General features: G+C 38.9%; 24 protein-coding genes. 7 read left to right on the forward strand and 17 right to left on the reverse strand.

Features of this window, described 5'->3' with window-relative positions; genetic code table 11:
- Positions 1 to 2 precede the first annotated feature (2 nt).
- Both ACOMC3_RS15235 and ACOMC3_RS15240 read right to left on the reverse strand, forming a co-directional pair.
- Positions 3 to 656 carry a CDP-alcohol phosphatidyltransferase family protein gene (locus ACOMC3_RS15235; RefSeq protein ID WP_420316744.1) on the reverse strand — a complete coding sequence of 218 codons (654 nt, stop codon included), beginning with the start codon at positions 654 to 656 and terminating at the stop codon, positions 3 to 5.
- Entirely contained in the window at positions 656 to 1,294 is a 639-nt protein-coding gene (locus ACOMC3_RS15240) for an MBL fold metallo-hydrolase (protein ID WP_420316745.1), read from the reverse strand. Before ACOMC3_RS15240 ends, ACOMC3_RS15235 begins: the two co-directional genes overlap by 1 nt.
- A 39-nt stretch (positions 1,295 to 1,333) precedes the next feature.
- On the opposite strand from ACOMC3_RS15240, the gene ACOMC3_RS15245 reads away from it, so the two are divergent.
- Genes ACOMC3_RS15245 through ACOMC3_RS15255 form a run of 3 tightly spaced genes read left to right on the forward strand, consistent with a single transcriptional unit; the run spans position 1,334 to position 6,475 of the window.
- A complete protein-coding gene (locus ACOMC3_RS15245; protein WP_420316746.1) occupies positions 1,334 to 2,374 on the forward strand; it encodes an NAD(P)/FAD-dependent oxidoreductase in 1,041 nt (346 codons plus the stop codon).
- Positions 2,355 to 5,576, forward strand: coding sequence for a translocation protein TolB (locus ACOMC3_RS15250; protein ID WP_420316747.1), 3,222 nt, complete (start codon positions 2,355 to 2,357; stop codon positions 5,574 to 5,576). Before ACOMC3_RS15245 ends, ACOMC3_RS15250 begins: the two co-directional genes overlap by 20 nt.
- Before the next feature lie 23 nt (positions 5,577 to 5,599).
- Positions 5,600 to 6,475 carry a YicC/YloC family endoribonuclease gene (locus ACOMC3_RS15255; RefSeq protein ID WP_420316748.1) on the forward strand — a complete coding sequence of 292 codons (876 nt, stop codon included), beginning with the start codon at positions 5,600 to 5,602 and terminating at the stop codon, positions 6,473 to 6,475.
- Between the two features lie 45 nt (positions 6,476 to 6,520).
- Here ACOMC3_RS15255 and ACOMC3_RS15260 read toward each other — a convergent pair whose 3' ends face one another.
- Complete coding sequence (locus tag ACOMC3_RS15260) at positions 6,521 to 7,039, reverse strand: DUF2911 domain-containing protein (RefSeq protein ID WP_420316749.1); 519 nt, start codon at positions 7,037 to 7,039, stop codon at positions 6,521 to 6,523.
- A gap of 248 nt (positions 7,040 to 7,287) precedes the next feature.
- Here ACOMC3_RS15260 and ACOMC3_RS15265 point away from each other — a divergent pair, with 248 nt between their 5' ends.
- Both ACOMC3_RS15265 and ACOMC3_RS15270 read left to right on the forward strand, forming a co-directional pair.
- A complete protein-coding gene (locus tag ACOMC3_RS15265) occupies positions 7,288 to 7,851 on the forward strand; it encodes a hypothetical protein (RefSeq protein WP_420316750.1) in 564 nt (187 codons plus the stop codon).
- The gene (locus ACOMC3_RS15270; RefSeq protein WP_420316751.1) at positions 7,848 to 8,174 is read left to right on the forward strand and encodes a nucleotide pyrophosphohydrolase; all 327 of its coding nucleotides are present in this window, start codon (positions 7,848 to 7,850) and stop codon (positions 8,172 to 8,174) included. The genes ACOMC3_RS15265 and ACOMC3_RS15270 overlap by 4 nt, the downstream gene beginning before the upstream one ends.
- Before the next feature lie 8 nt (positions 8,175 to 8,182).
- Here the strand turns inward: ACOMC3_RS15270 and ACOMC3_RS15275 are convergent, their stop codons facing one another.
- From ACOMC3_RS15275 to ACOMC3_RS15315, 9 genes are all read right to left on the reverse strand, one after another.
- Positions 8,183 to 8,401 (reverse strand): hypothetical protein, encoded by a 219-nt coding sequence (locus ACOMC3_RS15275; protein ID WP_420316752.1) that lies wholly within the window; start codon positions 8,399 to 8,401, stop codon positions 8,183 to 8,185.
- Positions 8,402 to 8,426: 25 nt separating this feature from the next.
- A complete protein-coding gene (locus tag ACOMC3_RS15280; protein WP_420316753.1) occupies positions 8,427 to 9,128 on the reverse strand; it encodes a 2-phosphosulfolactate phosphatase in 702 nt (233 codons plus the stop codon).
- On the reverse strand, positions 9,125 to 9,361 hold the full coding sequence (locus ACOMC3_RS15285) for a hypothetical protein (protein WP_420316754.1): 237 nt from the start codon (positions 9,359 to 9,361) through the stop codon (positions 9,125 to 9,127). The genes ACOMC3_RS15280 and ACOMC3_RS15285 overlap by 4 nt, the downstream gene beginning before the upstream one ends.
- A gap of 41 nt (positions 9,362 to 9,402) precedes the next feature.
- Positions 9,403 to 9,594, reverse strand: coding sequence for a hypothetical protein (locus ACOMC3_RS15290; protein WP_420316755.1), 192 nt, complete (start codon positions 9,592 to 9,594; stop codon positions 9,403 to 9,405).
- Positions 9,595 to 9,655: 61 nt separating this feature from the next.
- Positions 9,656 to 10,738, reverse strand: a complete 1,083-nt coding sequence (gene gcvT, locus ACOMC3_RS15295; RefSeq protein WP_420316756.1) for a glycine cleavage system aminomethyltransferase GcvT — start codon at positions 10,736 to 10,738, stop codon at positions 9,656 to 9,658.
- A gap of 5 nt (positions 10,739 to 10,743) precedes the next feature.
- Complete coding sequence (locus ACOMC3_RS15300) at positions 10,744 to 11,520, reverse strand: exodeoxyribonuclease III (protein ID WP_420316757.1); 777 nt, start codon at positions 11,518 to 11,520, stop codon at positions 10,744 to 10,746.
- 73 nt (positions 11,521 to 11,593) lie between these two features.
- The gene (locus tag ACOMC3_RS15305) at positions 11,594 to 11,926 is read right to left on the reverse strand and encodes a tRNA-binding protein (protein ID WP_420316758.1); all 333 of its coding nucleotides are present in this window, start codon (positions 11,924 to 11,926) and stop codon (positions 11,594 to 11,596) included.
- On the reverse strand, positions 11,923 to 12,558 hold the full coding sequence (locus ACOMC3_RS15310; RefSeq protein ID WP_420316759.1) for a hypothetical protein: 636 nt from the start codon (positions 12,556 to 12,558) through the stop codon (positions 11,923 to 11,925). Before ACOMC3_RS15310 ends, ACOMC3_RS15305 begins: the two co-directional genes overlap by 4 nt.
- A 68-nt stretch (positions 12,559 to 12,626) precedes the next feature.
- On the reverse strand, positions 12,627 to 13,499 hold the full coding sequence (locus tag ACOMC3_RS15315; protein ID WP_348280047.1) for an RNA polymerase sigma factor RpoD/SigA: 873 nt from the start codon (positions 13,497 to 13,499) through the stop codon (positions 12,627 to 12,629).
- A gap of 248 nt (positions 13,500 to 13,747) precedes the next feature.
- Here ACOMC3_RS15315 and ACOMC3_RS15320 point away from each other — a divergent pair, with 248 nt between their 5' ends.
- Positions 13,748 to 14,110, forward strand: a complete 363-nt coding sequence (locus ACOMC3_RS15320) for a SnoaL-like domain-containing protein (protein ID WP_420316760.1) — start codon at positions 13,748 to 13,750, stop codon at positions 14,108 to 14,110.
- A 23-nt stretch (positions 14,111 to 14,133) separates the two neighbouring features.
- Here ACOMC3_RS15320 and ACOMC3_RS15325 read toward each other — a convergent pair whose 3' ends face one another.
- The 5 genes from ACOMC3_RS15325 to ACOMC3_RS15345 are packed head-to-tail and all read right to left on the reverse strand — an operon-like array spanning position 14,134 to position 20,993.
- Positions 14,134 to 14,526, reverse strand: coding sequence for a hypothetical protein (locus ACOMC3_RS15325; RefSeq protein WP_420316761.1), 393 nt, complete (start codon positions 14,524 to 14,526; stop codon positions 14,134 to 14,136).
- Complete coding sequence (locus tag ACOMC3_RS15330) at positions 14,513 to 15,403, reverse strand: M28 family metallopeptidase (RefSeq protein WP_420316762.1); 891 nt, start codon at positions 15,401 to 15,403, stop codon at positions 14,513 to 14,515. Before ACOMC3_RS15330 ends, ACOMC3_RS15325 begins: the two co-directional genes overlap by 14 nt.
- A complete protein-coding gene (locus ACOMC3_RS15335; protein WP_420316763.1) occupies positions 15,400 to 18,027 on the reverse strand; it encodes an ABC transporter permease in 2,628 nt (875 codons plus the stop codon). The genes ACOMC3_RS15330 and ACOMC3_RS15335 overlap by 4 nt, the downstream gene beginning before the upstream one ends.
- A complete protein-coding gene (locus tag ACOMC3_RS15340; RefSeq protein WP_420316764.1) occupies positions 18,027 to 20,660 on the reverse strand; it encodes an FtsX-like permease family protein in 2,634 nt (877 codons plus the stop codon). The genes ACOMC3_RS15335 and ACOMC3_RS15340 overlap by 1 nt, the downstream gene beginning before the upstream one ends.
- Before the next feature lie 3 nt (positions 20,661 to 20,663).
- Positions 20,664 to 20,993 carry a PadR family transcriptional regulator gene (locus ACOMC3_RS15345; RefSeq protein ID WP_420316765.1) on the reverse strand — a complete coding sequence of 110 codons (330 nt, stop codon included), beginning with the start codon at positions 20,991 to 20,993 and terminating at the stop codon, positions 20,664 to 20,666.
- Positions 20,994 to 21,285: 292 nt separating this feature from the next.
- On the opposite strand from ACOMC3_RS15345, the gene ACOMC3_RS15350 reads away from it, so the two are divergent.
- A complete protein-coding gene (locus ACOMC3_RS15350; protein ID WP_420316766.1) occupies positions 21,286 to 21,630 on the forward strand; it encodes a PadR family transcriptional regulator in 345 nt (114 codons plus the stop codon).
- The last annotated feature ends 21 nt before the right edge of the window (positions 21,631 to 21,651 follow it).

Here is a 21,651-nt window from a genome sequence, read left to right on the forward strand (position 1 = left end):
TTCTATTCTTTGCTTCTCAAGACAAAAGAAACTATGGATACCACTAAATAAAATGGGATTAAGAATGGCACAAATGTTATTCTGAAGACTGCAAATAATACCAGGATACCAATTAATAGTATCCATCGCGCTTCATTCCCTCTCCAATTAAAAGATTTAAACTTTAATGCTATTAATCTGACCGGAGAAACTAAAAGGATAGCTGAGAATATACATATGCTAATTAGCGTGTACTCGTATAGCTGAAATGGAATAAAAACCAGTGAAGTCAACATGATGGCGTTGGCAGGGGTCGGCAATCCCTTGAAACTATCTGTTTGAGTTTCATCTACATTGAAAATTGCTAGCCTGACTGCTGAAAAAACGGCAATACCCAATCCAATCCAGTAGAATTGAGACAATTCACTGAGCCAGTCAACCATAAAAAAGGCTGGAAGTAATCCAAAAGATACCAAGTCAGAAAGTGAGTCAAGTTGTTTTCCTATTTCTGATTGCACTTTGAGCATGCGAGCAGCAAATCCATCCAAAAAATCAAATAACCCTGCTACGATCACAAAATAAAAAGCTAGTGGCTGTTGATCTGTTAAGATGTAATAAATGCCAACACATCCGATAACTAAATTCAAACATGTTAGAATATTTGGAATATGCTTCATTATCCTTTCACAAATGGGTTGTTTCTCTTTTCATGACCGATGGTTGTTGATGGACCATGACCTGGTAATACTTCGACATCATCAGGGAGGGTGTAAACTTTATCCTGGATGTTTCTCAATAAGTCCTCGTGGTTTCCTCCAGGAAGATCTGTTCTTCCAATACTTTCTCTGAATAGTACATCACCACCAATAATTATTTTTTCATCTTCGATATAGAACATCAAATGACCGGGCGAGTGACCTGGTACTTCAATGAGTTTCATGCTGATTTCATCTAGCACTAGATCCTCATCAGCTTTTAGATAATCGTCAACTTCAGCATGCCTGTATCCTGACATCCCCCATTGAGGAGCATAAGCCGGAATAGCGTTAAAAACTTCCTTTTCATTCACCGGAATTTTTAGGGGAACCTTATATGCTAGTTTAAGCACATCATTACCTAGCACATGATCAATATGGCAATGCGTATTTATGATCGCTTTTACCTTCAAATCATTCATGTGAATATACTCTTTGAGTTCAGCTATCTCATAATCTTCATAGCACCCCGGATCAAAAATCAGACAATTGCTACTATCGGAAGAAACAACATATGTATTTTCATAGAAAGGATTGAATACAAAGGATTTTATCTTCATGTGTTTAGTTTTAAGCCCTTTTGAGATTGCAAAAGTAAAGTGGGAAAAGTAAAGGCAGATTATTTAATCATCGGGCAAGGGTTAGCAGGTTCCTGGCTTGCTTACGAGATGATTCAAAGGGATCTTTCGGTTGTGATTTTTGATGAGGATAAAGGAGATACCTCTTCAAAAAAGGCAGCAGGAATCTATAATCCTATCACTGGTCGTAAAATGGTAAAAACCTGGCGGGCAGATCAACTATTTCCATCGCTTGAAAGTAACTATGAAAAACTTGAGCGGGAATTAAAAAAATCGTTTCTTCACAAAATTCCAATTTATCGGCCATTTAGATCAGTAGAAGATCAAAATGATTGGCAAGGTAATCGAGGCAATGAAACCTTTGATAGATTCATAAATGACATACCGCCAAAATCTATTGGTTATGAGGATGTAAATGACCCTTTTGGTGGAATCATTCTCAACCACTCTGGGTATGTAGATATCCCTCAAATGCTTCAATCTCTTAAATCATTCTTTATTGATAAGGGAATATACCGAGCTGAGGTGTTTGATTATGAGAAAATGAAGATTGAAAATGAATCTGTAGATTATCAAAACATAGTAGCTTCTAAAGCGATTTTCTGTGAAGGCATCAGTTCAAATCCCTATTGGAAATTACCATTTAAGCCGGTTAGAGGCGAAATTATTGACATTGAATGCTCCTTGAGCTCACAACATATTATCAATCAAGGGGTTTTTATGATCCCAAAGGATAATAAGTTTACGGTTGGTTCAACTTATGACCATAATAATTTAACTTTTGAACCTCAAGAATCTGGAATCAGGATACTTGAAGACCGTTTTAAAAAGTTATATAATGGAGATTATAGAATTTTAGATAAACGAGCTGGTGTAAGGCCAGCAACTCATGATAGAAAACCATATATTGGTTTTCATTCTGAGCATAAAACATTAGGAATTTTTAATGGTTTTGGCACGAAAGGTGTTTCTTTAACACCACATTTTGCCAAGCATTTCGTAGATGTATTACTTGGTGTTGATGAAATTGATGAGGAAGTAAATGTTCAAAGGGTTAGTTAAATATATTATACCACTTTTTTTTCTGGTTAGTGCAGTCTATGGGCAGCATTATACAACTCCATTTGGCCAAAATAGAATACAGTATAAAAACTTTGATTGGTACTTCTACAGCACCAATAACTTCGAAATTTACTATTATCCAGGTGGTCAGGAATATGCTCTTGAGGCCATTAATTTTCTAGAAGATGAGTTTGTTGAATTAACTGATAAGCTTGGATATGCACCCTATAGCAAAACAAAAATTTTCATCTACAATTCAATCCACGACCTTCAACAAAGTAACGTGGGCATTGATGGTGCAGTCTATACGATAGGTGGCCGTACAGAATTTGTCAAGCTCCAATTGGAGGTAGCTTATCCTGGTCAAGCACATAAGTTTAAAGAAGACCTTATTTACCAACTATCGAGTACCCTCATCAATGATATGATGTATGGGGGTAGCCTGGCAGAAATATTCCAAAATAGTTATCTATTAACTCTTCCAGATTGGTTTGTTGACGGTGCTGCAAGGTATCTGGCATATGGTTGGTCCAGGGAGATGGATGACTACTTGCGGGATTACATGGGCCGCAAAAAAATTAAAAAACTTAAAAGAATTGATGGTGAGTCAGCCTCTATTGTAGGACATAGTATTTGGAATTACATAGCTGTGAAATATGGAGAAGGAAATATCTCCAATATTTTGAACCTAACCAGAATTATCAGAAAAGAGGAAAACAGTATTGCCAACACTTTAGGCGTATCATTTAAGAATTTTTTAAATGAATGGAAAAACTACTACCTCCTTCAAAAAATTGAAGTTGAGGAAAATTATATTCCATCTGGCGAGGAACGGTTGTTAAAAGACATTAAGAATTCGAAAGACCTCATTACAACAACCATTCGATTTAATAAGGATGCTGACAAAGTAGCCTATGCAATGCTTAAAAATGGAAAGTATCAAGTATATGTTACAGATCTGAATTCTGATAAAACCGAAAAAATTGCAACAGGAGGGTATCGAATCAATGGACAAGATGTAGATACTCATCTACCTCTTCTTGATTGGAAAGATGAATCCACACTAGGTGTAATTTTATTTAAACGAGGTTTTTTATACTTAAATACATTCAATGTAGAAACTGGAGAAAAAGGCCAGAAACCATTAACCAGATTCAGACAAATCGAAAGTTTTTCTTTTAATGACAATGGAAGGCTTGCGGTTGTATCAGGAGATATCGACGGCCAAAATGACATTTTTCTGATTGCGATGAATCGGAATGCCCTGCGTAGAATTACAAGAGATATTTACGATGATTTAGATCCTACTTTTGTTCCTGGTACTGCTGCAATTGTGTTCAGTTCAAATAGGGTCACGGATTCAGTCAGGGTGTCTGATATTCCTTTGGAATCACTAGACAATAACTTCAATCTTTTTGTTTATGATTTAGACACGACCACAACTAATTTCTTTAGAATCACCAACAATTTTGGTGAGGATAGAAAGCCTTATGTTAAAAACATAAATGAAGTCTATTACTTAAGTGATCGACAGGGAATCTCAAATTTGTATCGATACAACCTTTATGATTCCCTTACTACACAAATCACAAATTTTGACCGAAGCATTATTAGCTACGATTTACATTTCGACCCAGACCGGCTAACATATATAATGGTTGAAGAGGGTGAAGAAAGGGTGTACTTAGATACCATTACCAATCTTTCAAGTAGCAAATTCACTTCAGAAACACCAAGAAAACGTAGAGAAAATGCAGTTCGAGTAGTTGCAAGAGTGTTGCAAAGTGCGGAAAGCAGCGCAAAGCCGGAACCAGAAATAATCAAAGATGAGGTTGATACAGAAGATTTTGTTTTTGAAGATGAGTCAGAGACGAACTCAGAAGATTTAAGCAATCCAAACTGGATAGACACTGATAATTATGTCTTTGAAGATGAAGGTGGAGAAACAACCTTTGAAACCGAATCATTCTTTAGCAAATACCAGAGCTTCGAGCAGGATAATGAACGAATTGGTCCAATTCCATACAACCCAAAATTTAATTTCAATAACGTAATCACATCATTCTTATGGGATCCATACAGGAACTTCATGATGTTTATGGAAACAGAAATCAATGATGTGCTTGAAAATTATAAAATTAAGGGGGGAGCTCTAATCAAGACCGATTTTCAACAAGGCGATATTTTCGCTGAGTTCCAATATCTAAAGTATTGGATGGACTTTAAAGCTCGCGTTGACCGCAAAACTTATATTTTAGAGAACCAATCCCTTGACGATGCTTTACGACATAAGTATAAACTCAACAGGTTCAAACTAACAGCAGCACTCCCTGTTACACACACATTTAGGGTAGAAGCCTCACCGTTTTTTACTGAAACATCATTCACAAATCTTAATTATTTAAGTGTAACTGGTCAGGCTTCCGATCTAGCAGGTAACAATCGTGAAAGATATGCTGGAGGAAGTGTGGCATTAATATTTGATAACGCCATTGAGCGATCCTTTAATTTATACCAAGGGACACGCGCGCTATTTGAGTTTACATCTCACTTTAATGCGACAAACTCAAATTTGAATTTCAGCAACCTTAGGTTTGATTTCAGACATTATCAAAAAATTCATAAAGAAATTACCTGGGCAAGCAGAGTACTTTACGGAAAACAAATGGGGCCTGCCAGAAAGAAATATATGCTTGGAGGAATGGATAACTGGTTATTTGCTTCCAGCGATGTACAGGGTGAAGATGATCCTTTATTTATAGCCAATAATCAAGACAACAGCGATCTGCTTTTTAATGAATTTGTTACCAACCTGCGAGGCTTGGATTACAATGAGGCTCACGGGACAGATGTTTTAGTTTTCAATAGTGAACTTAGGGTACCACTCTTCCAGTATTTAACGAACGGACCAATAAAGTCTAATTTTTTAAGAAATTTCCAGTTGATCAGTTTCTTTGATATCGGATCAGTTTGGACAGGATCTCCACCATTTAAAGATGGGAGACCTATTACCAGAAGATTTGAAAGAGGGCCATTTGAAGCTGAAATCGTAAAATTCCAAAATCCCTGGTTGGGAGGATTTGGCTATGGTCTTAGAACTGTGCTTCTTGGATATTACATCAAATTCGATGTGGCTAGACCTTATCTAGATGGTGACATCAAGGACCGGAGATATTATTTCACTCTGGGATTGGATTTTTAGTTCAACTCTTACCTTTGCAGCCTATGCAACAATCCATGACAGGATATGGGCGTGATGAACGTACCAGCCAAAACCTTTCCATCAAGACGGAGATTAAAGCTTTAAATAGTAAGTTTCTTGATTTCTCACCTCGAATTCCGAAAGAGCTTTCAGATAAAGAATCGGAGATAAGGAACTATATCACAGACCAGATAAAACGAGGAAAGGTGATGTTGACCATCGAACTTGAAATGTCGTCAGATGGTGATCTTGAAGTTCAGGTTGATGATGCACGCTTCACTGCGTATTATCGCAAGTTCAGTGAATTGGCTGCAAATGTTGACAACCATAATTCTGACCTGGTAAAGCTAGCATTACAAGCTCCTGATGTAATCAAGCAGCAAGAATTAGATCCTGAATCATTACCATGGAAAGACATCAAATCAAGCATTGATGAGGCCATTAGTAAGTGCGTTTCGTTCAGAAGGCAAGAAGGTGAAGCACTTGCATCAAAGCTCGCAGAGTACATTTCAAATATCAGAAATGGACTTAAAACGGTGGAAGAAAATGACGCTGACAGAACAGAAAATATAAGAATCAGACTTCAAAAAAATCTTGATGAAATCAAAGACCGAGTTCAGGTTGATGAAAATCGATTTGAGCAAGAGCTTATATTTTATTTGGAAAGACTTGATATTACTGAAGAAAAAGTAAGGCTGAAACAACACCTTGACTATTTTGATGAGGTGATCAATAAGGAGGAATTTGCTGGGAAAAAGCTTGGCTTTATTTCTCAGGAAATAGGAAGGGAAATTAATACGATTGGATCAAAAGCCAATCATGCTGAAATACAGCGTACCGTTGTGATGATGAAAGATGAACTTGAGAAGATCAAAGAACAGATTTTGAACATTGTGTAAAAGAAAGGCCTGATAATTTAATTACCAGGCCTTTCTTAAGTTCTATCAGCGAATGGAGAATTCGACTTTAGTTTGATCCCAAGCCAAAATTACATCTCCACTGTCCTCAATGTCGATTGTAAATTGCTCCACCACTGCATCTGTAGACGATGAATTTACCGTAACTCTAAGTACATCATCTGCTTCTATATACTCATAAGCTCCCCATCCATCCCACTTCTTATTGAAAATGATTGTCCATTCGTCTTCACCGGGGATTGTAAATAGACCGTACTTGCCTGCTGGCAAAGCTTTACCTTCAACCTTTACCTCCTTTGATACCTCAACCCACGTTGATTCATTGGCGCCTGTTCTCCAGACTTTTCCATATTTTTCTAGCCCTCCAAAGATCTCTCTGCCCTTTTTTGATGGCCTGCTATAGTCAATGGTGATTTTAGTGCCATTCACCTCTTTAGATACTTGTGCAGGAGGGCTCGGACGCTTGCTTTTATCCTTTTGTGCGTTTACTGAAAAAGCAAAGATGAAAGTCAATGTCAATAATAATACTGCTTTTAATGATTTCATGTTGGTCTGTTTTTTAATGTTATGTTTTCGTTTATCCGTGAATTGGTTCATGTATGCACGCAAATTCAATGATTTTGTTTATCAGAAAGTGATATTAATATCAAAATGATTCTCAATAGTCAGTTTCGTTACATCGAAAAATATCCTGTATCCATGGAAGTACATACCATTCGTCGATGGAATTAATTAACTTTTCAATAAAGTAGGTTTTGCAAAATGCGACTCCTGCTACTAAACTAACCTACGATATGAAATATTTTGCCCTTCTCCTCCTCGCACTCATTATGTCTTCATGCGGCTCAGAAATAAAAAAAGAAAATAGAAATTTGGTTGAGGCGATTGATTACAAAGTGAAGCACATTGATCAAAATCATAGAGTCAGCATCATAGAAGATGATTTTGTTCAATCAGACTCAGCATACAAAGTTCGTGGCTATTTCAATGAAGGTCGGCTCATGAAACTTGTTGGGATCATCAAAACTCCTCATTTTGAGCGAGATGATTATTTCTACTTTGAAAATGAGGCACCCATATTTTCTGGGCACATGATGAATTTTAGAGATGATCGTTTAGCTGAAGAATTTAAGTACTATTATCAAGATGGAAAGATCGTAGAAAGCCTTTTTTGGAAAGACCACTATAAGCCTGGAAAACGATTTCCTCATGAAACTTTTGCAGAATTTGATCCCAACATGGATAGCCTGATGAATGAAGAAAAGACACGAATGGCATTCTTTCTATCGAAGCTTGAAGAAGAAGGTTTTGAGCTAAAACACATCAACGAAAATTTAGAGGCTAACAGTAATCGATGACCATAGAAGAAGCACAAAAGGTCATAGATGAATGGATAAAAACGAAAGGGGTGCGTTACTTCAATGAGCTCACCAATATGGCCATTCTTACTGAAGAGGTAGGTGAATTAGCAAGAATCATTTCCAGAACTTATGGAGAGCAATCTTTTAAGGAATCTGACAAAAACAGAGATCTTGGGGATGAGATAGCCGATGTTTTATGGGTATTGATTTGTCTGGCAAACCAAACTGGTGTAGACCTTACAGAAGCACTTAAGAAAAATCTAGAAAAGAAAGATTCAAGAGATGGTTCCAGGCACCAGGAAAATGAGAAGTTGAAGTAGTTCATTGTTTATTCAGCATCATAGTATTCCCTGATCTTAACTTTATCATCATCAGAAACATCAGGATCAGCTAATAGCTGCCAAGCTTTTTGCCTTGAATTGATATTGTACTTTAGAAGCACATTATTTTCTTTTTCGCGCTTGCGAATACGTCGTGCCATGATGAAGATGGCAATCTGAATGATGGCTACTATTGCGAGAAGAATATAAATAGCAAAGATCGACATCTCAAACTATACGAATTGAATCTACTTAAGATACCAACTCCCCATCAATGAACTTGGGCACCACCTGATACTTGCTTGCTTCCATGCAAAACTCCAAATCTTTTTCGATACCAAATCCTTTGAGGCGCTCAGCGTGACTTGAAGTTAAAGCCAGGCCTAATAGGTTCTCATGATTGGCGATGAACACCTGATGTGCAAGTAATGCAGAGTCTCCGATGGGTTCCATCTCCTCTGCACATTCATCGATCAGTGCTCCTGCAAATAGGGTGTCTTCTAAGTTTGGTGAGCCTTTCCATCCAGCACAGTGAACAACCATTCCAATAGGTAGCTGCAAAATGTATTCAGTAAGGGCCTCCAGGTTTAGAAATGAACCAATCAAAATGGCATCAGCGCCTTCAGATTTCAGAATGGCCTGAGAGCCGTTTGTAGTAGAGATGGCTACTTTTTTACCTTTCACAGAATCTTCCAGGTACTCAAAAGGAGAATTTCCCATATCAAATCCATCCACTTTCTGACCTCCTCGTTCGCCAGCCATGAGATAGCCTTGTTGACCAAGAGCTTTGCATTCGTCTACTTCCTTTACCGGCTTGATTGACTCTACACCGTTGGCCAATCCGGTCACAATGCAGGAAGTAGCTCGAAAGATGTCTACGACCACCACGATTTTACCGGTCAGGTCATGCTGATGGATGAGGTCAGGTGTTAAGCAAACTTCTATGGTTTTCATTTTAGTTGATTTATGAGTTGATCGTAATCATTGTGGTTTCCAATCCAAAACCAGATCAGTGTATCATCTTCAAGCTTACCAATCGCCCGGTAGGAAAGAGATATCCTAACCGAATAAATGGGCAGTGAAGCATGGATTTTTTTAAACCTTAGTGATGGGTGGTTTGGATTTTCTTTCCAGAGAATGTAAGAGTCAGCAGCCTGATTTTGAACCTCAATAGGAAGCTTTTGCATAAGTTTTCTAAATCTGCTGGTAGTTACAGACTTCAACTTAACTACAGGTCTTTAGTTTTGCCGTCTCTATATTCTTCAGAAGCTTCCCTTGCTAGCATTTCAAGTTCATTTTGAGAGGATTCAAACTTAGAAGACCACTTTATCTCGTCCAGCCAATTATCCACCCATTCCTTCTGCTGTGCTTTTGGAAGCTTTTCCAGCTCTTTTTTTAAGTCTTCAAATTCCTTAACCATACTTAAAAGTACGTAAATGTTTCAAAAATGATCCTTCTGTTCTTCAGAATCACACTTTCTGTCACTTCAAAAATGGCGGCTTCACCACCTTCGCTTTCAAACTTTTATTCCGGACCTGCACGTAGATTTCTGTATCGGGAGCACTGTGCTCTTTCGTTACATACCCCATCCCTATTCCCAGATTTAGAGATGGCGACATGGTACCAGAGGTTACCTTGCCAATGACATTTCCATCTGCATCTGCCAGTTCATAATCGTGACGTGGAATCCCTCGATCAATCATTTCAAAGCCAACCAACTTACGAGTCACGCCAGCTTCTTTTTGTGCTTTCAGGTTTTCGCTATTCACAAAATCCTTCGTGAACTTGGTCACCCATCCTAAACCAGCTTCCAAAGGAGAGGTTTCATCCGTAATGTCATTGCCATATAGACAAAATCCTTTTTCAAGTCGTAATGTGTCTCGAGCGCCAAGACCGATTGGCTTGATGCCGGACTCTTCCCCTGCCTCAAAGATTTTATTCCAAACCACTTCCGCATCGTTCTTATTGATATAAAGCTCAAATCCACCGGAACCGGTATATCCAGTAGCTGAAATGATCATTTCTTTTCCGGCTAGTTTGTCCTGAACGAAGGTGTAGAACTTCACTTTAGATAGGTTTACATCCGTTAATTTCTGAAGAGTTTCTACCGCTTTTGGTCCCTGAACAGCAAGAAGCACAATATCATCAGAGATGTTCTTCATCTCTACCCCCCACTTATCCTGGCTTTTGATCCAGTTCCAGTCTTTTTCAATATTGGAAGCATTCACCACCAACATGTACTCCTCCTCACTCATTCGATAGATCAACAGATCATCCACAATACCTCCTTTATCATTTGGAAGGCAGGAATACTGCGCCTGTTCATCCACGATTTTGGAAGCATCGTTGCTGGTTACCCACTGAATCAGATCAAGAGCGTGAGGTCCACGAAGCATGAACTCTCCCATGTGAGACACATCAAATACGCCCACCGAATCTCGAACTGTCATGTGCTCTTCTTTATCTGAAGAATATCGAACTGGCATATTGTAACCTGCGAATGGCACCATTTTACCACCTAGTTTTTCATGCAGATCATTCAAAGGGATTTGTTTCGTTTCCATACTTCTTAGCTGTTAAGTTTTAATCCAACCGGACAGTGATCCGATCCTAAATATTCATTGTAAATGTGAGCTTCAGCCACCTGATCTTTTAGTTTTTCACTCACCAAAAAATAATCAATTCTCCACCCGACATTTCTCTCCCGAGCTCGGTATTTATAATTCCACCACGAATATTTTATTTCATCCGGATACTTCAATCTGAAAGTATCTACATAACCTTCATTTAGCAAAGCATCTAAACCATCAATCTCTGTTTGTGTATATCCTGATTGTCTATTATAGTTTTCTTTTGCTCTGGCAAGGTCATTTTCAGTGTGTGCCACATTCAAGTCTCCGCAAATAATCACCGGCTTCTTTTCTTCAAGGCTTATGATGTATTCTCGAAACGCTTCGTCCCAGGTAGCTCTATAATCCAATCGCTTCATACCCTCTCCCGAGTTGGGCGTATAAACAGTCACCACAAAGAAATTTTCGAACTCAGCTGCAATCACTCGCCCTTCCTGATCATGCTCCTCGATTCCCATGTCATAGAAAACTTCAAGTGGCTTTTCTTTTGAAAGAATAGCTGTTCCGGAGTATCCTTTCCTTTCCTTTGATGAATTTACTGCCACCTCATATTCAGGTAAAAGCATTAAGGCTGTCTTCACATCTTCCGGCTGCCCTTTGGTCTCTTGAAGGCACAGTACATCGGGGTTCATTTCCTTTACGTCTTTGATAAAATCTTTTTTGATCATGGCTCGAATGCCATTGACATTCCAGGAAACAAGGTGTGTTTGAGACATATAAATTTGAGGATTTTAGAATTATTGATTTACGATTCAATTTGAGTGCGCAAAGAAACATCACACCTCTTCATTATCCAACCTTACATCCATTCATCACTTCTCGCTGTGGTCGGAGTAGTACCACATCATTCTGTTCATTGTAAATACCCATCACTAAGCATTCACTAATAAATGGACCTATCTGTTTTGGTGGGAAATTGACCACTGCAATTACCTGTTCTCCCTTTAAGCGCTTCTTGTTATATAGCGTAGTGATCTGAGCTGAGCTTTTTTTGATACCAATTTCAGGTCCAAAATCTATGGTCAGAATGTAGGCCGGTTTGTGAGCTTCCGGGAACTCGTCGGCTTTCTTAATAGTACCGACACGCATGTCAATTTTTTCAAAATCATTCCAACTTATCATAATTGTTTATAAAGCTTTTTTAGGTTCTTATTTAATCTTTTGATGTGATATTCATTCGAAATGTCAGTTCGCCGTTCTTCCAAAGTTTCAATTAGAGGCTGCAAATGATTCTCATTCAACACCTCAATCAACCGCTCTGCATACTGTCCCAATTGATTGGAAGGAGCTTTCATTAATTGCTCCTGAATTAGAAGAAACATGTCCTCAGTGTATTTTCTGTCAGTATACAACGTTACCATAATTCTAAATCCATAGTCTCGAGAAACGACTGTCCCACTATCCATTGCATCAATAATCTGCGGGAGTGAATCGAAAAGTATTCCTTTCTTCAAATGAGCAATGTGGGCCAACGCAATCATACTTCCAAAAATCACCCGGTTGACCGAGCTATTCAATTGGCTAATTAGAAAAGATGCTTCACCGGAGAGCAAGGCTGGAGCTAACTCACCCACATATGCCAATGCCAGAATAGTATCAGATTGAGCTCTTTGCTTGGGCTTAGTTTTTATGAAAGAAATCAGGTCCTTGACTTCTTTTGTACCTCCTGCATTTACAATCTGCTTAGCCACCAATTTATTTGGTTCCTGGTCATTTCGATCTAAGGCAAATGCAAGTTGGTCTTGAATGGACATTTTAAAATTTGGGCAAAAAAAATCCTGACGCGATGGTCAGGATTTAAATTTATGCTTTTCCCAGATTATTAGCTTGCGCAGAATTCTTTTAGTCTTCTATTTTTGCCCGGCTCTCTCAATTTCTGAAGTGCCTTTTCTCTAATCTGTCGTACTCTTTCTCTGGTAAGACCCATGGCATCACCAATCTCTTCCAGTGTGAACGGGTTGTCACAACCAATTCCGAAGCTCATCATCACTACTTCTCTTTCTCGAGCTGTAAGTGTTGATAATGCTCTCATCGTTTCAACCTTCAATGAGTCGTTGAAAACAAGATTGCCATCTGTAGGTCCAGTAGTGACATTTTCAAGAACGTCAAGTAATGAACCACTCTCATCCTCTCCAAAAGGTGCGTCCATAGACATTTGCTTTACCTCTGCTCCAAGTGTATTTCTCACTTCACTAGGCTTCATGTCTAGAATGTCGGCCAATTCTTCTTCTGTCGGCTCACGCTCAAACTGCTGCTCAAGCTCTGCGTATGCCCTTCTGATCTGGTTGATTGCACCAGACTTGTTCATCGGTAGACGAACGATTCGAGACTGCTCAGCAAGTGCCTGCATAATGGACTGACGAATCCACCATACTGCATATGAGATGAATTTAAATCCTTTTGTCTCGTCAAATTTCTTTGCTGCTTTGATCAATCCCAGGTTTCCTTCGTTGATCAAGTCATTTAGTGGTAAACTTCTGTTCTGGTACTGCTTTGCTACAGAAACTACGAACCTTAAGTTTGCTTTTACGAGTTTTTCCAATGCAAGATCATCGCCCTCTTTGATGCGCTTGGCAAGCGTCACCTCCTCATCCGGGGTAATCATTGGAACGTTACTTACCTCAGTAAAATATTTCTCCAGGGTGTGGCTCTCTCTCCTGTTGGTAATTGACTGGGTAATCTTTAACTGTCGCATATTATCTCTTTAAAAACTAATTTGTTATGGGTATAAAAAAGCAATCTGCAAAGATAGGCGTTAGACCTATGTATTTGCAATAGTTTGCCTTATAATATACGTTAATTCAACCAGAAATTGTGCGCGATAGTTTCGGATTAGCTGATTTTATCGACGAAACACTAAAATAATTAAAGATATATTTCAAAACCTTGTCCATCCGGTAGTAGTAAACTCGTTAATACACTAAACTTTAAACCCTTAAGAATATGAGCTTACTCGAGAAAGAACAAGAATTACATCAAATGATTGGTGAAGGAAAAATGATGGACGCCTTCGAAAAATTTTATGCTGACAATGTGGTAATGGTTGAACCAATGTCCGGAACTACAGAAGGTAAAGAAGCAAACAGAGCCAGGGAACACCAATGGCTAGATATGGTACAAGAGGTTCATGGAGGTGGTGTAACGGCTATTACCTCAAATGAAGATGAAGGTGTTACCATGTCAGAGTCATGGATGGAAGCCACCTATAAGGATGGCAATCGTGCCAAAATGGAGGAAGTATCAGTGAAGAAGTGGGAAAATGGACAGGTCGTCCATGAACGATTCTACTATACTATGCCTGGATAAATCGGATTCAGTCAGACCTCTTACTATGGAGAGGTTTGATTGACCTTTTGGTTCTTGAAAAAATAGATACCAAATAATATCGCAGATATGCTTAGGCATTTGTTTGTCCATGTGAACTGAGACATTATATGAGCTTCAGTGACTGGAACAAATGAAAAAAGTAATTCGAGTCCTAACCTGACTACTCCCCAAAAAATCAACATCACTGCAATAATTTTCATTAATCTCCTGGATGACTTATTCTTTTTTAAGAAAGCATAAAAGATTCCTGAAAGCATAAATGTTCCAATGATGAAAGGTGCAATACTGCCAATGATCAGATAGTCTACTCCTCTAACAAAAAAGCCCACACCAAAAACAAGTATAGACACAGTGTAGATCGGATTAGTCTTGTAATGTTTTTTAATCGCTTCCATTCACAATTTCTTTTATTACTTCATAGACATACAAGGTTGATTCTGCCAAGTAGTTAAAATTGACAGTCTCATAAGTATCGTCCGGTGTATCCTTATATGGTGAAGTGTCTCGTTTACCGTATGCTTCATTGATCCCAATTGCCTGAAAGCCTGCTTGTCTGAATGAGTGATGATCTGTTGAGTTTATACTGGTAACATAGAGTGGGATTTCAAGCCTGGACGCAACCTCGAAATATGCCTTTTCCAATTCTGGAGTTGGCAACTCAAGTTCCATTTCTCCATCCCCATCCTCATCCCAGCCAACCATGTCGAATGTGTGAACTGAATGAATATTTAATTCCTCAGATTTCAGGTATTTGGCGAAAGCCTGACTTCCTATTAATTCTTCCTCTTCTTGATCAAAAAAGACGATGATCACATTCATGTTACGTTCATCCAATGAATTGAACATTTTCCCAACACTGTATATAAGTGCTGAGCCTGATGCATTATCAATTGCTCCGGGACAGTCTACCTCAGAATCAAAGTGTGCGCCGAGTACTAAATACTCATTGCTTTTATTAGTAGCCGGAATAATCATGTAAACATTTGCTCCTTTGAAAGGGGCGAAAAGAATATCAATAAACTGATTTAAGTTGGGCATCTTATACGACTGCCTCTGAGGTTTAAGCCCAATTGATTGAATTTGACTTTCCAGGTAGATTCTGGCAGTTTCTCTTTCCTCTGGTGAGCTTCGTGCATTAAGTGACATTCCTTCCCACTCAATTGCCCCGGAAAATTCACCAATGAATTTCTGCTGTTCCTTAATCAAAGCTTCAAGCTGACCATAAGAAGTATAAGCATGAAGCAAACAAATTAGCGTTGCTATTCGGATCATTCGTAACGAATTGAATTTACAGGGTTTGAGTTGATTGTTTTACGACAGACCGCCAATATGACGATGCTGGTAATTAGCATAACAAGAGCGATTACTCCTGGGAAAATAAGTGGTGAAATACTCACTCGATATTCGAAACTAACCAACCACTCAGATGCAAGCCACCAACATAATGGAATAGATACAATGGATGCAAGCAATAAGAATTTGATAAACTCTTTCGTGTGCTGATTAATCAAACTTAGAAATCCAGCTCCTAATATTTTACGGATGGCTATTTCTTTTCTTCGTGCAATCACGTTGTACGAGGAAAGTCCAATCATTCCTAAAATAGCAATGCAAAAGGAGATGATCGAAGCACCCGCAAAAACATTTCTAAAAATAGCTTCCTGCTCATACTCCCGCTGAATCATGTCATCCATAAACTCCCAGGTCATCACTTGATTCGTATCAAAACGATTATGAATCTGTTCAATTTCTTCCAATGTGGCCATGGTATTATGACCACTTAGTTGGATCACAATATCATCCAGGCTAACAAAAGGATTGTTGTAATGACCTAATACGACAGACCCAATTGGTTCACGAAGGGATTGGTAGTGAAAGTCATTAACAATTCCAATGACTCTGGCATTCAGCTCATCCTCTCCTACTTCCTGAATTTTTACGATTTTACCAACTGCTTCATGACCCCCGTACATCGCTGCTGCAGTTTCATTAAGAATAACAGAAATACTGTCCTGGCCATTAATTCCGGAAAACCCCTGACCTGCAACCAATGATAATTCCAATGTAGATATCCCATCCTGGTCTATGCCGTAATACCTCATCGGCGTTTTTTCTTCAGGATTTTCTACAGGATTGACATCTACAGCTGTTCCTGATCGATATCCACTGATCATCCGGGTTATTCCGGTCACTTTTTGTACATCTGGTAGCTTAAGCAACTCATCTTTAATCTCTAAGTAATTATCTCTCACCTGTCCACTATTGATTTCAACGATTAGCAACTGCTCAGTATTGAATCCTAATGACTTACTATTCATGTAGGTATACTGCTGGTTTACAATGAACAAACCAGCCAAAATTGTCATAACAAACAGGTACTGCACCACGACCAGGCCTTTTCTCAAAGAGTCATTCCCTGTGGACGAAATGGTCATGTTTTTCAACACATTGATTACTGAGTATCGGCTTAGATGAAAGGCAGGATAAAATCCAGCAAATAGCGTTACCAGAATAATTGTTGCAATAAAATACGGAATCGATTCAATGATAAATACAGTAGTTAAGGCTAGTTGGATACCTGTGAGTAGATTGAAGTACGGTAAAATGAAATGTGTGATAACCATTCCCAATAGGAATGAAAACAATACCATCAAAAAGGATTCAATTAAGAACTGAATGGCCACTTGCTTACTGTGTGCTCCCATCGCTTTTCTAACCCCAACTTCTTTTGTACGCTTGATGTAGCGTGCCGTTGAAATACTGACGTAATTAAAGCATGCCATCAACAGAATGATACAGCCAACGATGACAAGAAATTTCACTTTAGAGAAATCGCCTTTTACATAATCATTGACTCTACCATCTATACCATGAGAATGGAAATGTAGATCGAGTAATCCAAGTAAATAGTGAGGGTTGATCGCTTCTTTATCCAGATACTTTTCAAGTAGAGTTTCAACCTTCCCTTCAAAGAGCTCCTTATTGTTGGCATCCTTTAGCAGCACATAAGTGGCAACAGGATCGCCTTCCCAGGCATAGAAATATCCGCTGAAATTGCTTGACACATTTTCAAGAAAAATGTCGTAATCCTGAGAAATGATGAAGTTAAATTGAATGTATGAATTGGCGGGAATGTCTTTTAAAACGCCTGTCACCGTAAACCTTCCATAGAATTCAAGGTCTACTTCCTTGCCAATAGGGCTTTCAAATCCAAAATATTTCTCAGCTAAAGACTCAGAGAGGATAATTGAACGCTTATTCTTTAATACCTGTGTCGGATTGCCATCTTTTAATTCAAAATCAAAGATTTCAAAGAACTGTGGGCCAGCCACAATTCCATCCTCCTCAAAAAAACGTTTACCATCGGCCTCCGCCCGAGTAGAGGATGTCGCATGTATGGTCACCGCGTTTTCGACAATATCCACTTCATTTCGTAAGGCATCTGAAAGCTGATAAGAAGTCCAGATTTCAGGATCATCGCCATCTGCATTTTGATGTACCTGGATAACCTGATAGATTCTATCGGCTTTTGAGTGGAACGTATCAAAGCTAAGCTCATGCCTGACTAATAAGACGATTGTCAGGAACACCGCCAGCCCTAATGACAGTCCAAAAAGATTGATCGCCGTAAACTGACGATCTTTGACCAAAGCTCTGAAGCCAACCTTAAAGTAGTTTCGAAAAAGCCCTGATTTGAAGGCAGGAGCATGTTTTAAATTAACCCACCGAAGCGACCTTATGACGTTCCAAATCAAAAAAAGCGAAGCTTCTTTCTGTGGTTTGGTGGATCGATTATAAAAGAGTTCAATAATGTCTCCCTCGATTTCATCCAAATAGTCTTCCCTACAGAACCATCGCAGGAATTTCAAAGGCCACTTTGGTGGTTGCTGATGCATTATTCGTATCGAATGGACTGAACCGGATTGGCCTTAGCAATCTTATAAATCCTGGCTAAAACTGTCGTGAATGAAATGATGAGGACAAGCACAAATGCAATTACAAACAGATCCACACTCATATTGATTCGGTAGGCAAAATCAGCCAGCCAATCACCAAATAACCACCAGGATACTGGTGCAGCAATCACCAATGAAATGATGAGTAGAATTAAATAGTCTTTCAATATCAGGGTAGTAATGTTTTGAACATTTGCTCCCATCACCTTTCGGATACCAATTTCTTTGGTCTTTCGCTCTACTGTGAAGTTTATCAATCCAAATAAGCCAAAAGCAGAAATGATAATTGAAACAATGGAAGCAATGAGAATAATCGTACTTCTACTTTCTTCAGCTTCATAAAAGCGCTCCCATTGCTGATCAAGAAAATTGATTTCAGCTGGTGTATTCGGATCAAACGTTGCGTTGACTTCATCAACATGTGCTATTGTCTCTTTTGGGTTTTGAGCATACTTAATGGTGAAATAATCTATCGATCGAATGTGATTGTTCCAATGGGTGATTACCACCGGACCAATAGCTTCATAGAGCGATTCAAAATGAAAATTCTCCACGACTCCCTTGATTCTCATTTTCACTGAATCACTGTTCGACATTACCCACACACTTTCACCAATTGGCTGTTCAAGATTTAGGGCTTTTACTGCCTCTTCGTTAATGAGGATATATAAACTATCTGATTGATCAGCTCCAGTGAAATTCTGGCCATCCAATAGTTTGATATCATAGGTATCTAACCAATATTTATCCACAGCATAATGGCTGAATTCCATCGCATCGTCCGTCAAATTCTTGCTCACATTGGCAATCGGGATGTCTTTCCATTCACCGGGTACCCGCGATGAGGTAGAAGCATTAATGACATTTGGATTATTCTTAATTCCCTCAACGATGTTTTTGAAATTACCACGAGCTGCTCCAGAATTAATATCCAGGACAATCATATTTTTATTGTTGAAGCCAAGATCTTTTGATTGAACATAGTTGAGCTGACGATAGATCACTAATGAGCCAATGATGAGAAAGATGGACAGTGCATACTGAATTCCAACCAACCCTTTTCGCAATAAGTCACCTCTGCCTGAAAACGCATTTTTCATGACAAGGAGTGATCGTTTTAATTGGGAATAATAAAGTGCTGGAAGGAGCGCTGAAATAGTCCAGATAATAAGAATGCTGATCGCATGATAGAAAATGAAGTCAGTAGAGAACAACAGACTAGTACCGAAATCTTTGTTCGCGATCTGCAAGAAGAAAGGAAATAAAACGACAATCAAAAGCAAGGCAAGAACATAGCTTATGATTACCGTCAAAAATGTTTCAAAGAATAATTGTCCAAACAGGTGTTTATTGGTGGCGCCATTAATCTTGCGCATACTTGCCTCCAGTGTTCGCTTCAAGGCCTGAACGGAAGAAAGATTCACATAATTTAATGCTGCAATAAATATTACGAGCATTCCCATAATCAGGATCATTGAAACAAACTCCCGATCACTGTAAGGAATCGCTAACAAAGGTGCAGGACCACCATTTTCTATGTGCATTGAACCGAGATGCACATCAGTGAGTGGAAGTAGGTAAAAATCATACTTGCCTTTGTTTTCCTCAGCAATGTATTTCTCGATGAATTGGTCTTTAGAGGCATACACATCTTCTGGTGTCGTTCCCTCCTTTAGTAACACCCATGTTTGCATGAATTGGGTATCCCAGTCATTTAAGAAGTTCTGCCATCCTTCTTCCATCTGATCCGGATTGAGCACATAAAGCTCTTTAAATTGGTAGGTTGAATTTCGGGGCATATCATCCATTATTGCCACAACCTCTATTGTGCCGAATCGAGATCCATCCACCACTTCTCCAACCACATCGGTTCTTCCGAACAGCTTCATCGCTACCTCTTCTGTTATTACAATTCCGGCATCTCCTTCGGTTTGCTTGACCGGGTTCCCATCTAAAATATCAATGTCCAGAATGTCAAACATGCCTCTGTTGACAATGGCCCAATCCCTGTCAGCTATCCGAATGTCATCTTTAGCTAATACATGAGATCCAAAATATGTCAACCATGACGTTTCTTCCACACTTGGAAAATCAGTCTTGAGGGCTTTCGCTAAAGGATTAGGTCCCGATAAATAATGGTTTAAACCCTCCTCTTCCTGAACTTCGTTGACAACCCGGTAGATTCGATCCTTTTTGCTGTGAAAGCTGTCAATGTTTTGCTCATCATACACAAACATCAGGATGAAAAACAAGATTGATAGTCCGAGCGAGAGTCCCAGGATATTTACGGCATAATGTACTGTCTCCTTCCTGAATCGGCGGAAATAGATCTTAGTATAATTCTTGAATAAATTCATAGTCCAATTATTTGAGAGTTGAGTTTTTTTAAGGTTAATCCACCGGAAGGATCGCAGCACATTCCATACAAAAAACAGATTTGCCTTGCGAGTAGAGTTTTCTGCACGGAAGCTGTAAAGCTCAAAGAGATCGCCTTCGATCTCATCGAGGTAGTCCTCTCTACAATACCATCTCAGAAAGCGAGAGGCCCATTTTGGTGGCTGTAATTCTGCCATTTATTAGAGCTTTACAAATTGAAGTTGTGGAATTTTTTGATAGATGCTCGTTCGCAAGTCATGCGACGCATCAAGGACCTTTTTACCAAGCGCTGTAACGATGTAGAATTTCTTCCGTCTGCCCCCTCGTTCTTCGGTAATGCCACCGAAACGAGAGTCAACAAAACCTTTCTTTTCCAATCGTTTCAATGCGACATGAATCGCGCTGATATTAATTTTCTTTTTGGTTTCCTCGGTTAGAAATTCATGAATCGAAACTCCATATGCTTCATTATGCTGAGCTGCCACTGTCAATAAGACAAGCTCTTCAAATTCACCTAATTGATATTCCATGGATTAAAATTTTGAATTCAAACAGCTTCTAAGTGTCACTCTGAACTTGTTTCAGAGTCTATCAAATACGTATTGTCACCCAATCGAAAAGATTCTGAAATAAATTCAGAATGACGTTTTGCTTTTGAATTATTTACTTAACAAACGTGAATGTAATACATAAGTTTCACATTTGTTAAGTAAATAATAAGCTCTGTATTTACGTATAATAAATCCTCCCCCTAGCCCCCTCCAAAGGGGGAAACTGTTAAGCACAAAACATATTTTCTACATATACGTATTTAATCATTCTATGAAAGGAACACATCTTGGAGAGTTTGAAGAATTGGTGCTTTTAGCTGTCTGTACCACCCATCCGGATACTTACGGCAATACCGTAAAAGATGAAATCAATCAAACAGCAAAGCGGAATATCAACTTAAGTACTGCACATGGAGCCTTGGCCAGACTGGAAGACAAAGGACTGGTGAAAAGTTACATGGGTGAAGCAACTTCTGTTCGTGGCGGAAAGCGAAAACGAATTTTCGAAATCACAGCATTGGGGTTGAAGAAATTAGAGGAAGCCAAGAATCTGAGAGCCAAATTTTGGGATAAAATCCCAGAAAAAGTGCTTCAAACGCAATTCATCACCACATGAATGAGCTTCCAAGAATTGTGA

Origin of the sequence: Ekhidna sp. (assembly GCF_965212185.1) — a bacterium.
Classification (GTDB): Bacteria; Bacteroidota; Bacteroidia; order Cytophagales; family Cyclobacteriaceae; genus Ekhidna.

Bases quoted from the DNA above. Each gene is read 5' to 3' on its own strand.
- ACOMC3_RS15235 (WP_420316744.1), bottom strand. From the start codon at position 656: ATGAAGCATATTCCAAATATTCTAACATGTTTGAATTTAGTTATCGGA.
- ACOMC3_RS15240 (WP_420316745.1), bottom strand. From the start codon at position 1,294: ATGAAGATAAAATCCTTTGTATTCAATCCTTTCTATGAAAATACATAT.
- ACOMC3_RS15250 (WP_420316747.1), top strand. From the start codon at position 2,355: ATGTTCAAAGGGTTAGTTAAATATATTATACCACTTTTTTTTCTGGTT.
- ACOMC3_RS15255 (WP_420316748.1), top strand. From the start codon at position 5,600: ATGCAACAATCCATGACAGGATATGGGCGTGATGAACGTACCAGCCAA.
- ACOMC3_RS15260 (WP_420316749.1), bottom strand. From the start codon at position 7,039: ATGAAATCATTAAAAGCAGTATTATTATTGACATTGACTTTCATCTTT.
- ACOMC3_RS15265 (WP_420316750.1), top strand. From the start codon at position 7,288: ATGAAATATTTTGCCCTTCTCCTCCTCGCACTCATTATGTCTTCATGC.
- ACOMC3_RS15270 (WP_420316751.1), top strand. From the start codon at position 7,848: ATGACCATAGAAGAAGCACAAAAGGTCATAGATGAATGGATAAAAACG.
- ACOMC3_RS15275 (WP_420316752.1), bottom strand. From the start codon at position 8,401: ATGTCGATCTTTGCTATTTATATTCTTCTCGCAATAGTAGCCATCATT.
- ACOMC3_RS15280 (WP_420316753.1), bottom strand. From the start codon at position 9,128: ATGAAAACCATAGAAGTTTGCTTAACACCTGACCTCATCCATCAGCAT.
- ACOMC3_RS15285 (WP_420316754.1), bottom strand. From the start codon at position 9,361: ATGCAAAAGCTTCCTATTGAGGTTCAAAATCAGGCTGCTGACTCTTAC.
- ACOMC3_RS15290 (WP_420316755.1), bottom strand. From the start codon at position 9,594: ATGGTTAAGGAATTTGAAGACTTAAAAAAAGAGCTGGAAAAGCTTCCA.
- gcvT (WP_420316756.1), bottom strand. From the start codon at position 10,738: ATGGAAACGAAACAAATCCCTTTGAATGATCTGCATGAAAAACTAGGT.
- ACOMC3_RS15300 (WP_420316757.1), bottom strand. From the start codon at position 11,520: ATGTCTCAAACACACCTTGTTTCCTGGAATGTCAATGGCATTCGAGCC.
- ACOMC3_RS15305 (WP_420316758.1), bottom strand. From the start codon at position 11,926: ATGATAAGTTGGAATGATTTTGAAAAAATTGACATGCGTGTCGGTACT.
- ACOMC3_RS15310 (WP_420316759.1), bottom strand. From the start codon at position 12,558: ATGTCCATTCAAGACCAACTTGCATTTGCCTTAGATCGAAATGACCAG.
- ACOMC3_RS15315 (WP_348280047.1), bottom strand. From the start codon at position 13,499: ATGCGACAGTTAAAGATTACCCAGTCAATTACCAACAGGAGAGAGAGC.
- ACOMC3_RS15320 (WP_420316760.1), top strand. From the start codon at position 13,748: ATGAGCTTACTCGAGAAAGAACAAGAATTACATCAAATGATTGGTGAA.
- ACOMC3_RS15325 (WP_420316761.1), bottom strand. From the start codon at position 14,526: ATGGAAGCGATTAAAAAACATTACAAGACTAATCCGATCTACACTGTG.
- ACOMC3_RS15330 (WP_420316762.1), bottom strand. From the start codon at position 15,403: ATGATCCGAATAGCAACGCTAATTTGTTTGCTTCATGCTTATACTTCT.
- ACOMC3_RS15335 (WP_420316763.1), bottom strand. From the start codon at position 18,027: ATGCATCAGCAACCACCAAAGTGGCCTTTGAAATTCCTGCGATGGTTC.
- ACOMC3_RS15340 (WP_420316764.1), bottom strand. From the start codon at position 20,660: ATGGCAGAATTACAGCCACCAAAATGGGCCTCTCGCTTTCTGAGATGG.
- ACOMC3_RS15345 (WP_420316765.1), bottom strand. From the start codon at position 20,993: ATGGAATATCAATTAGGTGAATTTGAAGAGCTTGTCTTATTGACAGTG.
- ACOMC3_RS15350 (WP_420316766.1), top strand. From the start codon at position 21,286: ATGAAAGGAACACATCTTGGAGAGTTTGAAGAATTGGTGCTTTTAGCT.